Here is a 14,327-nt window from a genome sequence, read left to right on the forward strand (position 1 = left end):
CTAGATTAAAGAGTGATTAAAGTATGAATATCAATAAAAAAACAGTGATTGCACCACAGATTATTGAAGATGTGTGTGAGTGGGCAATTATGCATGGTGTGGCTTTTCGTCAAGCGGATAATACTGCTAAGCATTGCCCATTGAGTATTGCTCCGATGACAATTGAGCGTGAGGTTTATGCGCATTTACGTCGTGTGGTGCCGCTTCTTACTAAATTGATCACCAATGTGGCTGAAGATTCTGATTTTTTACAATCCTCATTGAGTGATATGGCAAAAGCGGATCCTTTTTTTGGTCGCTTAATGGCGCTTCATCAGCAAATCCATGGCACAGCCACTCATCCTCTCGATCCTGCTCGTCAGCCATTACTGTTAATGCGAACTGATTTTATGGATGATCGTCAATATGGCGCTAAAGTCATTGAATTTAATGGTATTGCTGCGGGTATGGCTCCGTTTGGACAACGTGCAACTGAATTTCATGCCTTTATGCAACGTCAATGGCCTGAAACCTATCAATCATGGTTAGAAGATGCCGCTGCCATACCTGCTGAAAATGAAGGATTAACACAATTAGCCAATGGCATTGTGACCGCTGCAACCCAAATAAAAGCCGATTTTAACGAGCAAGGCTCACCCGTATTTTTAATGGTGGTGCAGAAAAATGAAGATAACGTTTACGATCAGCATTTGTTAGAAATAGCGTTGCAGCAACAAGGTGTGCGTACTGTCAGACGTACCTTTGAACAATTAAGTGCTCAATTAATAACCGGCCCAAATCAACGCTTGATCTTAGACGGGGTTGGCGCGATAGATGTGGTGTATTTACGTGCGGGTTATCAATATTCAGATTATTGTGCGCCAGATCTTCATGAAGCGGTGTGTTGTTATACGTTAAGCCAAATGCGCGTCTTTATTGAGCAGCACCATGTTGCTCTTAATGCCACGGTTGGTCAGCAGTTAGCAACCAGTAAAACCATGCAAATGTTGTTAACCATGATGCCGGCCCAAGAGTATGTTCGTTGGGGCGTTACACTTGAGGAAGCACAGCTAATTAAAAGTGTATTAGCGGAAATGAAGCCGATTAATACTGATACGATTCATTGGTTTAATACTCAAGCGATAAAAAGTGAGTGGGTACTTAAAAACCAAGGTGAGGGCGGTGGTCACTGTGTCTTTGGCGATGATATTAGCGCAACGTTAGCGAAATTAACGGTTGCTGAATATGATGCTTGGGCGTTAATGCAGCGCTTATATCCTCATGAACGAGATGTACCTACTGTTGCTATACGCGACGCTAAAGCCACTGTTGTGAATGATTTAGTCAGCGAAATAGGTTTATTCACCGCTTATTTCAAAGGCCAACCAGTAACCGATCTCGATGGTTACGCTGGGTATTTAATTCGTAGTAAACCAGCGAGTGAAAATGAAGGTGGGATCCATAGCGGTAAAGGTATTTTAGATTCTTTAGTATTGATTGATTAACTCTGCAGTATAAAAATCTGTATAAATACCAGCGCTAAAAATAAAATTGCCGTAAAAGCTATTGTGTTATTATCGCTAATAGTCATATTAGATGACTATTAGCGACATTTAGCCATTGGAGTGCACGCAGTGCTTAACCGAACCACCGTTATTTCTTCATTTTTGCTTTCATTATGTTTTATGGCTCCTAGTGCCTTTGCTGGTACGACCCAGCACAATAGTTACCAAGTGCTTTCTGCGAAAAATGAAATCATGACCAAAACAGATTTTGGTAATCAAGCTTATATTTTTCATTTCACTAATAACGGCCAACGCTTATCCCGTATTGATTTTCTTGATCATATGCAAACACAAGCAACAGCATGTAAAAATTGGTTATATGTACCTGTCTTTAGTAATTTAAATGTTGGTGATGAAATAGTATTACGAGTGAGTACTAGCTACAATTCTACAACGCATAATTGTACGGCATATGCTTATTCGGGTAATAATAGCGGCAATATGGATAAAGTATTGACGTTTTTTCAAAAGAAAGAATATGTTGATATTGCAGGTTTTAATTTATCTGCAAATGGATTTACCACCGCTGTCGATGCATTATAAAATCGAGTTATTATCTTTTTATTGATATCTTTCAGAAAGATATCAATAAATTGAAGCTATAACGTTTATTTTTAATATTGTCAGGCTATGTTTATAACCAAAACTAAAATCTTTAATAGAATAAGATAATGCTCTTATTAGTAAATGGAATTTGTATTCATTATCGGAGAGGTGATTTTTGCTTGGTATTATAATTACGCAATTTGTTGTGCTTTGGGCTGTCATTGATCCTATTGGTTCGGTGCCTGTTTATTTATCACAGACTCAACATTTGACACTCAAACAACGTCGTAAAGTCGCATTAAAAGCGGTCACTATTGCGACTGGAGTATTAGTCTTTTTCTTGGTTGCCGGCCAATTACTACTTGAAGCGATGCAAATCCCCTTACCTGCGTTTCAAGCAGCTGGTGGTTTAGTGTTATTATTGTTCGCGTTAACGATGATCTTTGGTGAAAGTAAACCGGAACAAGAACAAAAATTAACGCAAGATGTCAGTCATTCTGAGTTAGCCGATCTTGCTGTTTATCCCTTAGCCATTCCATCTATTGCTTCTCCTGGTGCAATGATGGCGGTGGTAATGTTAACTGATAATCATCGTTACTCTGTGATTGATCAAGCAATAACCGCGGGCGTGATGGTCGGCGTATTATTGGTCACGTTATTCTTATTGTTGAGCGCAACAACTATTCAAAAATGGATTGGTAATATTGGTGCTGCCATTATTAGCCGTGTTATGGGATTAATTTTAGCGGCTGTTGCGGTGAATAACTTATTACAAGGGATTAAAGATTTTTATATTTAGCTTGGTAATAAAAACGCACAACCTAGGTTTGTATCATTGCTACTGATGTAAATATGAATACTATCATTATGTGAAAAAGCAACTAAACTTTAAGCATAAATATGTATGTTGTTAGTCAGTTTGTTAGTGCTGATTAACGTATACTAAATAAAATCTTAATTTGTGGTGTAGCTAGCGGTTTTATGCTCAGTAATAAAATAAACTTCGATGCAAATTAACGTTTTTATATTGCTAGACAAATAGTTACAATCTGTTGATTGAAAATCAATCTAGCAGTGCTTTATTTTTGTTGTTGAAAACGGCAGAATGAGCGTACATTTGAGCTCTGTCTCCTATTTGAACTAATTTTTGATAAAATATATAGCAGTTTATCGAGTAGGTGGTAAGGTCTCATCGCATTCCGAATTCTTAAAGTAAAAGGTTACAAATATGTCTGATGTACCAGAGTCTGTTGCAAACATTGCCGCTGTAGCTCAGCCTGTTGCTGAATCTTCAGGTTCTATCTGGGGTTATGTCGCAGCGGGTAGTGTAGCGTTATTGGTGCTTGCGGGTATCTTCGCTTATCGTAAAATAAACCAACCAGCATTTGTTATTAGTCAGGTTCGTAAGAAAAACCTTAAAGAAATGAAAAAACAGGGTACTGAAAACTCTGAATTTATGGTTGATATGGATCGTTTACTTGATTCTATTTTACGTTACACAACTGAAAATAAAAAGAAAGGCTCTGATGTAGTAACATTGCTTAAGCCATTGAACGATAAAGAGCGTATTAAAACACCACGTGATATGTATCAATCAATGATTTACATTGCTAACGATGTAAAAGATACCGCACTTGCTAAAGATCTTAAAAATAAATCAAAGCAAGTGAAATCAAGCTCAGCATTGATGGCTGGTTTGTTAAAGCGTGCTGGTATTAACTAATTTATTTTTAAGATAAATAAATATTATAAAGGGCTGATTTATTCAGCCTTTTTTTATGGCCGTTAGTTATGATTATAACGGTTGTGATTGGAGTTTCTTTTCAAAATCATGTCGAACAATATCTAATGCAGATAATACTGTTTGAGGTGCGATATCGTTGTCTTCTAATAGACAGATTAAATCAACCGCGAGTTTAATCTCAGCAGGGGCATTATCTAATGATGATGCTGTTGGAACATTACTCATGAATGAATCTCTTTAGTTAGGTATCAGTCGCTATTTTAGTGTCATTGTCATGACCGTATTATTACTAAGATTAACCTTTTCTTTCGCGACGATTAATCTCATTTTCAAGTGTTATCAATGCGGCTTGGCAACGGCTGATTCGACCTTCCAGTGCAAGGATCTCTTTTTGAGATTGTTGTTGTTCAAATTGAGAACTACAACGACTGAGTAATGACTCTTTCTCTCGCAGCATTAATTTCAACCGACGTTCCCAATCTTTATGTTTATTAAGATCTTGATATACGTCATTGATCGAACGTTGCCATTTGGCCGCTTGTTTTGGTTCATTTTTACGAATGTGTTGAGTTGCGAGTTCTCGTTGAATGGCATTGATTTGCGCGATGAGTTTCTCACACAGATGTTGAGTACGTTCAGGTAATAATCGACCTGCTTGTTGCTCTTTTTGCAGTGTTGCCAGTTCTTGCGCTATTTCGGTTACACAAGGTGCCAGTAATTTACTGCGGTGACGAAATAATTGTTGATCAAATAAAGGACGTTGTGCTTCACCGCGTAAGCGATCCGCTTCTTCTGCTTGATGTTGTAGTTGCTCAATAAGCGTTTTTAATCGAGAAAGATCAATCATTGTTATACCTATAAATGGGCATGGTTAAAACCAAGCTTGCCACGCTAATTTAGCCGCAAGAATAAAGACCACTGTAACAAAAACAGGTCGAATAAATTTAGCACCGAAATGAATCGCAGAGTGTGCACCTAAATACGCGCCAACCATTAAACACACGCCCATTGTTAACCCTAGCGCAATATTGACATGACCTAAAATAATGAAAGTAATTAAAGACGTAATATTACTGGTAAAGTTCATCGCTTTCGCAAGACCACAAGCGCGTAGCATATCTAACCGATATAAAACTAAACTTGATACTGTCCAAAATGCGCCTGTTCCAGGGCCTGCAAATCCATCATAAAACCCTAAACTACACCCTTGTAGCCACTGCTTGCGTTTAAACGTTGTGGTTACTTCCGGTAATTGCGTTTGATCTGGGTTAGGGTGCGGATGCCATAAACTATAAATAGCGACAGCAAAAATAACTAAAGGTAAGGCTTTTTCTAGCCACGCGCCGCTGATGAGATTAACAACAAGTGTACCAATAATGGCCCCAATAAAGGTCGCAATAAATGACGCTCGCCAAAATGTAGGGCTAAATAATTGTTTCTTATAATATGCCCATCCCGCGGTTGATGAAGCAAAACTGGCGGCGAGTTTATTGGTGCCAAGTGCAATATGGGGTGGAAGGCCAAGGGAGAGCAGCGCAGGAACGGTAAGCATGCCGCCACCGCCAGCTACTGCATCAATAAAACCTGCTGCTAATGCAACAACCCCAAGTATCAATAATGTACTTGGTTCAATCATATCAATCATTTTAGTGCTTTTTATTATAGTTAAGATGATTAGTTGTATTCAATCACACGTTTAAATGGAGGCAAAGAATCAAGCAGTGCCTTGCCATAACGACGATTAATAATACGACGGTCTAAAATAACTACTCTACCAGAGTCACGTTCTTTACGCAGTAAACGACCTACAGATTGAATCAGTTTTTTGCTGGCTTCTGGCACGGAAATTTGTAAGAAAGGGTTACCGCCTTTACTTTCAATATATTCAGCATGAGCTTCTTCTACAGGAGACGTAGGTACCGCAAATGGAATTTTAGTAATAATCAGATTTTTCAGTAAATCACCAGGTAAATCAAGACCCTCAGAAAAGCTACCCGTACCAAATAAAATACTTGGAATGCCATTTTTACAATTTTCTTTATGTTTTTTTAGGGTTTCGTTACGAGATAGTTCACCTTGAACCAATAATTGCCATTTATTTTTCTTGGCTAATGGGCGTAGCGCTTCTGTGACTTTGTTCATCTGCCAATAAGATGAAAATAACACTAAGCTGGCCGTTTCACCTTCAAGGTATTCGGGTAACACTTCAATTAATAAATCGGTAAATTTCTCTGCTTGTGGCTCCAATTTTAAATCTGGGATCACTAAACGAGCATTGTTTTGGTAATCAAACGGTGATGCAAGAGCAAGAAAGCGTGTACCTTCTGTTTCAGATTCTGATATGCCCGCTTGACGGCAAAAGAAGGTAAATTGATTTAATGCACGTAATGTTGCTGACACCAAAATCGCGCCTGCCGCACGGCTCCATAGTAGTTGATCAAGTCGATAACCGACTTCTAATGGTGACACTTCAATGATGTAATCATTTTCACGTTCAGGGCTTTTTTCTATCCAACGCGCAAGTGGTGCGCCTTTTTTATGGTTTGGTTGTGCCATTAAAGACCAAACTTTTTCTAAATTTTCAAGACGTTGTAGATAAAATCCGATCTCAGTAAGTGCTTGCTCACCTAACCGTGGAATAATGGCATTTTCCTTGGTACGTTCAGTGATAAGATCTTGAATTTTACCTAACGATTGTAATGTTTTCTTACTGGCTTCTTTACAACCTTTGGCTTCTTCTTCGAGCCATGCGGGTAATTCACCATGTTCAAAGCGATAGACACCATCTTTATTGAATTTGCTTGAGTCAATATTATTAGCAATTTGGTTTAAGGTCGGGACTAAGTGTTGAATGTTATCTTGAATTGCATTTTGGAACCGATTGGCTTTTTGATAGTCAGCTAATTCTGCAAATTTAGATACAATTTGATTAAGCTTCTCAAGCCATGTTGCAGCCCCTTTTAAACTTGAAGCCGCCGATGAGAAATCACGTGCTACTCGCGGTAAATGGTGCGCTTCATCGATCACATAAATAGTTTGTTCAGGTTCTGGTAAAATTACACCGCCCCCTAATTCAATGTCAGCCATTAATAACGCATGGTTAGCAACAATAACATCTGCTTTATCGAGGTGTTCACGTGCCTTAGCAAAGGGACAGCTACGGTGTTTAGGCATACCTGCATGACAGCTATGTTTATCTGCCATGATTTGTTGCCATACTTTGTCTGGAATCGTTGTTGGCCAGCTATCACGATCACCATCCCATTTGTTTTGTTCAGTAGCTTTGAGCATTCGCTTAAGCAAATCGAGATCGGACTTTTTCGGTTTTTCTTCCCACATTCCTAGTTGCAGTTCGCTATCTGTTGAACAACTGGCCTCTAATTTGTGATTACAACAATAGCGTTGACGACCTTTAGCAAGAATAAAGCTAAATTCACGAGGGAAGATTTGGTTAAATAATGGGAGATCTTTGGTAATTAATTGTTCTTGAAGTGCAACCGTGGCGGTAGAGATCAATAGTTTTTTATTATTGAATAAGGCAAAAGGGATCCCACCAATTAAATAGGCTAGAGATTTACCGATACCCGTTCCAGCTTCTGCAACAAGAACTCGATTTTTTTTATGGTATTCGCCTGCCAGTGTTTTGGCTATTTCTGCGACTAAATAGTTTTGTGCGCGACGAGGAATAAAGTTATCGAGTTGATGACTAAGGTTGGTGTAACACTGTTTGATATCGCTTTTTATGGTGTTGTGTAGCATGGTGAAAACTTCATCAGAATCGGGAAATGCATTATAGCATGAAGCATTAAATGTGAGCGGTAACAAAATTCTCGCTATTTATATTTTAAAGTGAGGGGTTGCTCACGATTTTTTATCCCCGTTACATTGGCTTAAAGCGAGTTATCTTCCTGCAAATTAAAACACTAGATATATAAGCATTTAATGGTTTTTTATGCTGCTTTTTTTGTTTTTTAAAGTTGATAAGTTATGTAATACACAGTTGTTCATAGGTGTTAATTTAATGTTGATTGCGGTTTTTTGCTTATTTATTTGTGATTAATATCTCTCATTTTTAACTTAAGTATTTGTTTTTGCGATGTGTTTTATGTTTTTTTATGTTTTATTTGTAAGATTTGACAAAAATATTGAACTTCTGTCAGGATGTGAGCCATAAATTACTCCCGTGCATGTTTTAGCGTTTTGTTTTTTAAAATGCGCACAGCGCAGGGGAATATAAGGACAGGGAATCTCAGGATTGAGATTTACAACCAATAAGAAAGGCAGTGGACATATCATGAAAAAAACTCTATTAGCGCTAGCAGTTCTAACTGCAGCTGGTTCTGCAAATGCGGGCATCAACCTTTACGATGAAAATGGCGTTAAAGTTGATCTTTCTGGTGCAGCTGAAGTGCAACTTTATGATGGCTTTGAAAAACATGCTGATTCAACTATTCGTATTGATGATGGTGATTTAGTTCTTCATGCAACAGTTGCTGTTTCTGACAATCTGAATGTTGTTTCTGGTACTGCGTTTAAATATGAAGATCGTGATTTATAGAACTATGAGCTATGGACTGGTTTCTCTGGTGAATTCGGAACAATAACTATTGGTCGTCAACTTTTAATTTCGGATGATTCAGGTATTGGTAAAGATTACGAGTTAGGTGCGGGTCAAGTTGACTTTGTACAAACTGAAGGTGACCGTGTTGCTAAGTATGTTTACGACAACGGTACTTTCTACACTGCGGTTTCTCATGAAATGGACTCTGACCACAACACTACAATTACCGATGGTCGTGTTGGCTTCCGTACTGATGGTCTAGATGTTCGTGTTTACGGTTACGACGGTAAGCGTATTGGCTTTAAAGGCTTAGTTGATGATGGCGCGTTTATTGACGGTAAACCAATCATCATTCCTGGTAAAGCGGGTGTAGATATCCGTGGTTATAACCTTGAAGCTGAATACGCAATGGGTGCTATTAACCTAGCCGCATCTTTTGGTCAAGTTAAGTACCAAGCAGCTGATACTAAAGTAACGGAAAAGAACATTGATCTATACGAAATCAACGGTTCTTACACTATCGACAAAACAACATTGGCACTTGGTTATGTTCGTGGCGAAGATAAAGCTAATAACAAGGACGCTAACGTAATCAATAATGTGTATGCAAACGTAACACAGCAATTGCACAGCAATGTACGTGCATACCTTGAACTAGGTTACTCTGACGATAAGAAAGATAAGCTAGAAGATTTCGGTTACGTTGCAGGCCTAGAAGTTAAATTCTAATTCGGCAGTGACGTAATGATAGAAAAAGCCGCCTTCTGGGCGGCTTTTTGCTGATTTTCGTTTTACTTAATAGTGGATGGTTATTGTTATCACGCTAATTTATGGCCGTAGTGATAACAATGATCAGCCAATAAAAAACAAGAAATTAAGGATCAAATATGAAAAACACATTATGGTTATTAGTGGCATTATTTTCAGTAAGTTCACAAGCAGCAACATTAGCTGTGGCGGATAAGATTCAGTTATTGGCGGTTGATGGTAAAGAGGTGATAGCTCAAGGTTGGAGTGCGGTAGATAGTGTTGAACTGTCTGAGGGTAAACACCAAGTAGTGGTACGTTTTGATGGTGAAGTTAAGCGTGGCTCAAAATCAACAATTTATACCACTCGTCCTTATTTGTTTGATATTGATTTAGCTAATACGAATGCTGAAATTATTTTGCCTCGCTTAACAACGGAATCTCAAGCAAAAGCTTTCTTTGACCGTGGTGCGACGTGGCAGTTAGCAATGGAAGATGGGTCTGTAAAACCATTGACGGCCGTTGAGTTACAAGGAGAGGGCTTTGCAGCCTATAGCGATATTGAAGCGCTTGTTGCTGCTTATAATAGTGATAATGGTATTGTTATTGAGAAAGGTAATGCAGTAGATTTACAACAAGTTGCGGTTAATGTTGATAATAAGACGGGAAAAATCGAAATTACAGGTGATGCTTTAACACAACTGAAAATGTGGTATACCAAAGCTTCAAATAACGATAAAAAAGCATTTAAAATTTGGATGGCAGAAAAAGATTTTAATTAGGCTATCAATTTGACTAATAGTACAATGTAAATGTAGCCAGTTTGTAACTAAAAAATAAAAGGCACCGAAAGTGCCTTTTATTTTTTTGAATTTGTTAGTATTGAACGTGTGGTTTATAGCGATAACTAAACGTGATGATAGCGGCTATGTTCACGGCATGATTGGCAACGAGGTTGAGCCGGGTCTTGTTCAAGATCGCTATATTCTATTTCTTCTTCGCAATCAGCACATAAGCCATACATACCTAATTTAAATGAGCATACAGCGGCATCTACTTTTTCTAGTCGTATTGCCATATCAAAAAGATTAGGAATAAAAGATGATTTAGCCATAACGATAAGATCATTTAGATCGGTAGTATTTATTTCGGTAGTATTGTTTTTTAAATGATTGATTAACATTTCATTTTTTAATTGTTCTGCTAGAGATAAGTATTCAGTTTCTAGCGGATACTGAAAATTTTTATAATTCATATCGTGATAGCCATAGTGATGATATTCAATAGGAAAGTCGGCAAAAAATATAATAAGCAGAGCTTTGATTGAGTGTTGTTATACTGCGGCTAAATAAAAATCTAATGCAGTACCTCTAAGTGTTATTAGTCTAATCGAGATTTAATGTACTGTTGTGATTTGAATCAATTCTTTAAACGAATTTAATAAATATGAGTTATTTTTTGTTGTGATATAGCGTTCATCAATGATTAGTAATAAATACTAATCATTAACGCTAATTATTGTTACAAGGTATAGGTTGTGTAATAAAAAATGCTTGTGGGTTGTTAAATATATTGATTGAGGTGACAAACCTTGAATGAAGAAGTGACAGTGAAGAGTCGAATTATACGTTATGTTTTAGTTGCGATTGGTTGGGTTGCAGTTGTCTTAGGTGTACTAGGAATTTTCTTGCCGTTATTACCAACAACGCCCTTTTTATTATTGGCGAGTGCCTGTTTTATGAGAGGCTCTCCTAAGTTAAATAAATGGTTACATCAACATCCACAATTAGGGCCGATTTTAGTTAATTGGCATCAACATGGGGCAGTAACGTCGGTAGTAAAACGGCGTGGGTTGATCATGATCGTGCTAAGTTTTACTTTTTCCATTGTTATGGTGCCATTGTGGTGGCATAAGCTGATGTTGTTGGTGGGTTTGACGATTTTATTATATTGTTTTAATCGCTTACCCGTTGTTGATATTCAACTTGATCCTGCGTCAGTTGCTGAACCTGACGAAAACCCATAAAATGTCCGATTATCACATAAAAATATGGCTGTTATTAACGGCTCTATTTTTATGCTTGGTCTGCAATTAGCAGGCTTTAACTTAAGATTACTCTATTTGTAGTTAGAGTAAGTACGGAAAGAATGATGAATCAAGAAACATTAAATTTAATTACCAATAGCATTAAATCAATTCAAGATTATCCTAAGCCAGGTATTCTTTTTCGTGATGTAACGAGCCTGATGGAAGTGCCTGAAGCATACCGTGCTACGATCGCTCTTTTGACTGAAAAGTATCAAAATCAAGGTATCACTAAAGTTATTGGTACTGAAGCGCGTGGTTTCTTATTTGGTGCACCATTAGCATTATCATTAGGTGTAGCATTTGTTCCTGTACGTAAGCCGGGTAAACTACCACGTGAAGTGATTGCTGAAAGTTATGAACTTGAGTACGGTAAAGATACGCTAGAAATTCATAAAGATGCGATTGTTGCTGGTGATAAAGTGTTACTGGTTGATGATTTATTGGCGACTGGCGGCACAATTGAAGCAACCACTAACTTAGTGCGTCGTTTAGGCGGTGATGTTCGCGATGCTGCATTCGTTATCAACTTACCTGATATCGGTGGAGAAGCACGCTTACAAGGTTTGGGGCTTAACGTCTATTCTATTTGTGATTTCCCTGGTCACTAATATTTAATTAGCAATATCATCTGATTATATTTTAAATGACGGTGATAGTTGGCTAATCATTGGGCGCTTACTCTAGCGCCCTCTCGCTCACTAAACTGCACTATGTTAGCATTGATGTTAAATTCAATGTGTTACCTATCTCATTACTATTTCGTTTGTTTTCTTTGTTTTATAATGCGTAATATCGGTTATTATCATTATAGCTACGATAGCGAGAATAAAAGAAAGAGTGGCGAGTTTCGTTACACCAGATGCAGTCCAGATTGATTAAGGTTATTTATAAATGAGTTATCAGGTTCTGGCCCGAAAATGGCGTCCTTACCAGTTTGCAGATGTGGTTGGACAATCGCATGTATTAACTGCGTTAGGTAATGCCCTAGAGCAAAATCGGCTTCACCATGCTTATCTGTTTAGTGGTACACGTGGAGTAGGTAAGACGACGATTGCCCGTATTTTTGCGAAAGGGTTAAATTGTGAGCAAGGCATCACATCGACGCCTTGTGGTAAATGTACAACCTGCCGTGAAATCGACGAAGGACGTTTTGTTGATCTGCTAGAAATTGATGCTGCATCACGTACTAAAGTTGAAGATACACGTGAATTATTGGATAACGTGCAATATAAGCCAGCACGTGGTCGCTTTAAAGTTTATCTGATTGACGAAGTGCACATGCTTTCACGTCATAGCTTTAATGCGTTATTGAAAACATTAGAAGAGCCACCAGAATATGTAAAATTTATTTTGGCGACGACTGATCCGCAAAAATTACCCGTAACGATTTTATCGCGTTGCTTGCAGTTTCATTTAAAGCATCTTGATCATCAACAAATTCATGCACAACTGGATAAAGTCCTAACGGAAGAGAAAGTCGTGTATGAAGCGCGTGCATTGGCGCTATTAGCGCGTGCTGCTGAAGGCAGTATGCGTGATGCATTAAGTTTAACAGATCAAGCTATCGCATTAGGTAATGGTCATGTTACTGCTGAAATTGTAGCGGCAATGCTTGGTACATTAGATACCGATCAAGCGTTGGCATTACTTGAAGCTGTTGCAACCGTTGATGCTAATACAGCGATGGCGAGCTTACAACAGTTAGCCTCTATTGGCATTGAGTGGGATAGTTTACTGCGAGAATTAGCCGCACAGCTACACCGTGTTGCAATGTTCCAAGCACTTCCTGCGAGTCTTGATGATAGCTTGCCTGATGCCGAGCGAATTAATTTACTCAGCCAATTAATGACACCACAAGATGTACAATTGTGTTATCAGATTTGCTTACAAGGTCGTCAAGATCTTTCGTTTGCCCCTGATGGCCGTACAGGTTTAGAAATGGTGTTATTACGTATGCTTGCTTTCCGTCCGGTTAGTGGTGGGAGTATCACACCACAGACGATTGTAGTACCGAGTAGCCAACCTGTAGCTAACCATCAAGTGATGCCAAGTACGCTAGCGGCACCGGTGAATACGCCAGTAAGTGGTGTATCACGGGTACAAGCATTAAAAGCACAAATGCAAACACCTGTAACGAATAACATACCGCCAGCAACGATGCCAACCTCAGAACCGCAGCGAACACCATCTGCCGTTTCGATGCCGATGTCTGAGCCGCAATCCGTCCCGGCAGTACAGTCAACACCATCAATACAGTCATCAGTACAACCTGAACCCGCATTGCAGCCAGCGCCATTAACACCGCCGCCATCGCAACCACAAACAAATAGTGCGCCACCACGACAATCTGCGGCTTCTGGGTTATTAGCAGCGCGTAATCAGTTACGTAGCCAAACCAAACGTGGTCAAGAAGGGCAAACAGCAGCAACATCGCTAAAAAAGCCCCTAACGGCGCCAGCTAAAAAAGTCGCAACTTCTGTGATGGATCGGATTGCGAATAAGCAAACGGCAATGCCATCAATGAAAACCAATGCGATGCCGGCGTCGACAGCTTCTGGTAATGTTGCAGATGATGATGAATATCGCTGGAAACCGATGGTAAAACCCGTTGTTGAAACGGTGGTTAAGCCAGAGTTAACGCCGCGAGTATTGAAGCGCGCTTTAGAGCATGAAAAAACACCTGAGATGGCGAAATTACTTGTCAATGAAGCTGCAAATCAGGATAGTTGGTCACAGTTAGTGACTCAGCTCGATGTGCCAAAATTAATTCAGCAATTAGCATTGAACTCTGCTTTTGAGCGAATAGATGATCACATCACATTGTATTTACGTTCAGCTCAGAAACACTTACAAGCTGAGCGCGCAACGGCACAATTAAATAGTGCTTTGAATGATGTATTGCAAACACCAGTACAATTATCGGTTGTGTTGGGTGAGCAAGGTCAAACACCCCTAGAATTACGTGAAAGCTTGTATCAACAAAAATTGCTACAAGCACGAGAGAGTTTAACCAACGATCCTAATGTTAATTTCATTTGTCAGCGGTTTGCTGCACAACTGGATGAAGACAGTATTCGACCTGTTTAAAGATTTTTA

The 14,327-nt window shown here is 38.8% G+C and carries 14 protein-coding genes and 1 pseudogene; 10 read left to right on the forward strand and 5 right to left on the reverse strand.

The window, feature by feature from the left end:
* Nucleotides 1-23: 23 nt before the first annotated feature.
* The 4 genes from GLP24_RS02780 to GLP24_RS02795 all read left to right on the forward strand — a co-directional run bounded on the left by GLP24_RS02780 (nucleotide 24) and on the right by GLP24_RS02795 (nucleotide 3,813).
* On the forward strand, nucleotides 24-1,484 hold the full coding sequence (locus GLP24_RS02780) for a glutathione synthase (protein WP_152652935.1): 1,461 nt from the start codon (nucleotides 24-26) through the stop codon (nucleotides 1,482-1,484).
* A 129-nt stretch (nucleotides 1,485-1,613) separates the two neighbouring features.
* Nucleotides 1,614-2,087 carry a hypothetical protein gene (locus tag GLP24_RS02785; protein WP_232576826.1) on the forward strand — a complete coding sequence of 158 codons (474 nt, stop codon included), beginning with the start codon at nucleotides 1,614-1,616 and terminating at the stop codon, nucleotides 2,085-2,087.
* 178 nt (nucleotides 2,088-2,265) lie between these two features.
* Nucleotides 2,266-2,889 carry a MarC family protein gene (locus tag GLP24_RS02790; RefSeq protein WP_101767215.1) on the forward strand — a complete coding sequence of 208 codons (624 nt, stop codon included), beginning with the start codon at nucleotides 2,266-2,268 and terminating at the stop codon, nucleotides 2,887-2,889.
* Between the two features lie 429 nt (nucleotides 2,890-3,318).
* Entirely contained in the window at nucleotides 3,319-3,813 is a 495-nt protein-coding gene (locus GLP24_RS02795) for a hypothetical protein (protein WP_101767214.1), read from the forward strand.
* A gap of 72 nt (nucleotides 3,814-3,885) precedes the next feature.
* On the opposite strand, the gene rsmS is transcribed toward GLP24_RS02795, so the two are convergent.
* The 4 genes from rsmS to dinG form a co-directional block, all read right to left on the reverse strand.
* Nucleotides 3,886-4,059, reverse strand: a complete 174-nt coding sequence (gene rsmS / locus GLP24_RS02800) for a pleiotropic regulatory protein RsmS (protein WP_101767213.1) — start codon at nucleotides 4,057-4,059, stop codon at nucleotides 3,886-3,888.
* Nucleotides 4,060-4,129: 70 nt separating this feature from the next.
* Nucleotides 4,130-4,681 carry a primosomal replication protein gene (locus GLP24_RS02805; protein WP_101767212.1) on the reverse strand — a complete coding sequence of 184 codons (552 nt, stop codon included), beginning with the start codon at nucleotides 4,679-4,681 and terminating at the stop codon, nucleotides 4,130-4,132.
* 24 nt (nucleotides 4,682-4,705) lie between these two features.
* Nucleotides 4,706-5,479, reverse strand: coding sequence for a TSUP family transporter (locus GLP24_RS02810; RefSeq protein WP_101767211.1), 774 nt, complete (start codon nucleotides 5,477-5,479; stop codon nucleotides 4,706-4,708).
* Between the two features lie 29 nt (nucleotides 5,480-5,508).
* Nucleotides 5,509-7,593 carry an ATP-dependent DNA helicase DinG gene (gene dinG / locus GLP24_RS02815; RefSeq protein WP_152652968.1) on the reverse strand — a complete coding sequence of 695 codons (2,085 nt, stop codon included), beginning with the start codon at nucleotides 7,591-7,593 and terminating at the stop codon, nucleotides 5,509-5,511.
* A 535-nt stretch (nucleotides 7,594-8,128) separates the two neighbouring features.
* On the opposite strand from dinG, the gene GLP24_RS02820 reads away from it, so the two are divergent.
* The 3 genes and pseudogenes from GLP24_RS02820 to GLP24_RS02830 all read left to right on the forward strand — a co-directional run bounded on the left by GLP24_RS02820 (nucleotide 8,129) and on the right by GLP24_RS02830 (nucleotide 9,924).
* On the forward strand, nucleotides 8,129-8,392 hold the full coding sequence (locus GLP24_RS02820) for a hypothetical protein (RefSeq protein ID WP_232615492.1): 264 nt from the start codon (nucleotides 8,129-8,131) through the stop codon (nucleotides 8,390-8,392).
* Between the two features lie 18 nt (nucleotides 8,393-8,410).
* A pseudogene (locus tag GLP24_RS02825) lies at nucleotides 8,411-9,124 on the forward strand (porin); the annotation flags it as partial.
* A 158-nt stretch (nucleotides 9,125-9,282) separates the two neighbouring features.
* A complete protein-coding gene (locus tag GLP24_RS02830) occupies nucleotides 9,283-9,924 on the forward strand; it encodes a YccT family protein (RefSeq protein WP_232615493.1) in 642 nt (213 codons plus the stop codon).
* 125 nt (nucleotides 9,925-10,049) lie between these two features.
* On the opposite strand, the gene GLP24_RS02835 is transcribed toward GLP24_RS02830, so the two are convergent.
* Entirely contained in the window at nucleotides 10,050-10,397 is a 348-nt protein-coding gene (locus tag GLP24_RS02835; RefSeq protein ID WP_101767208.1) for a conjugal transfer protein TraR, read from the reverse strand.
* Nucleotides 10,398-10,733: 336 nt separating this feature from the next.
* On the opposite strand from GLP24_RS02835, the gene GLP24_RS02840 reads away from it, so the two are divergent.
* From GLP24_RS02840 to dnaX, 3 genes are all read left to right on the forward strand, one after another.
* Entirely contained in the window at nucleotides 10,734-11,168 is a 435-nt protein-coding gene (locus GLP24_RS02840) for a YbaN family protein (RefSeq protein WP_101767207.1), read from the forward strand.
* A gap of 125 nt (nucleotides 11,169-11,293) precedes the next feature.
* Entirely contained in the window at nucleotides 11,294-11,839 is a 546-nt protein-coding gene (apt, locus tag GLP24_RS02845; protein ID WP_101767206.1) for an adenine phosphoribosyltransferase, read from the forward strand.
* Between the two features lie 283 nt (nucleotides 11,840-12,122).
* Nucleotides 12,123-14,318: a DNA polymerase III subunit gamma/tau gene (dnaX, locus tag GLP24_RS02850; RefSeq protein ID WP_232615494.1), complete on the forward strand. Its 2,196-nt coding sequence runs from the start codon at nucleotides 12,123-12,125 to the stop codon at nucleotides 14,316-14,318.
* The last annotated feature ends 9 nt before the right edge of the window (nucleotides 14,319-14,327 follow it).

Source organism: Photobacterium carnosum (assembly GCF_021236965.1).
Classification (GTDB): Bacteria; Pseudomonadota; Gammaproteobacteria; order Enterobacterales; family Vibrionaceae; genus Photobacterium; species Photobacterium carnosum.

Coding starts and splice junctions, on each gene's coding strand:
- GLP24_RS02780 (WP_152652935.1), top strand. CDS start 24: ATGAATATCAATAAAAAAACAGTGATTGCACCACAGATTATTGAAGAT.
- GLP24_RS02795 (WP_101767214.1), top strand. CDS start 3,319: ATGTCTGATGTACCAGAGTCTGTTGCAAACATTGCCGCTGTAGCTCAG.
- rsmS (WP_101767213.1), bottom strand. CDS start 4,059: ATGAGTAATGTTCCAACAGCATCATCATTAGATAATGCCCCTGCTGAG.
- GLP24_RS02805 (WP_101767212.1), bottom strand. CDS start 4,681: ATGATTGATCTTTCTCGATTAAAAACGCTTATTGAGCAACTACAACAT.
- GLP24_RS02810 (WP_101767211.1), bottom strand. CDS start 5,479: ATGATTGATATGATTGAACCAAGTACATTATTGATACTTGGGGTTGTT.
- dinG (WP_152652968.1), bottom strand. CDS start 7,593: ATGCTACACAACACCATAAAAAGCGATATCAAACAGTGTTACACCAAC.
- GLP24_RS02820 (WP_232615492.1), top strand. CDS start 8,129: ATGAAAAAAACTCTATTAGCGCTAGCAGTTCTAACTGCAGCTGGTTCT.
- GLP24_RS02830 (WP_232615493.1), top strand. CDS start 9,283: ATGAAAAACACATTATGGTTATTAGTGGCATTATTTTCAGTAAGTTCA.
- GLP24_RS02835 (WP_101767208.1), bottom strand. CDS start 10,397: ATGAATTATAAAAATTTTCAGTATCCGCTAGAAACTGAATACTTATCT.
- apt (WP_101767206.1), top strand. CDS start 11,294: ATGAATCAAGAAACATTAAATTTAATTACCAATAGCATTAAATCAATT.
- dnaX (WP_232615494.1), top strand. CDS start 12,123: ATGAGTTATCAGGTTCTGGCCCGAAAATGGCGTCCTTACCAGTTTGCA.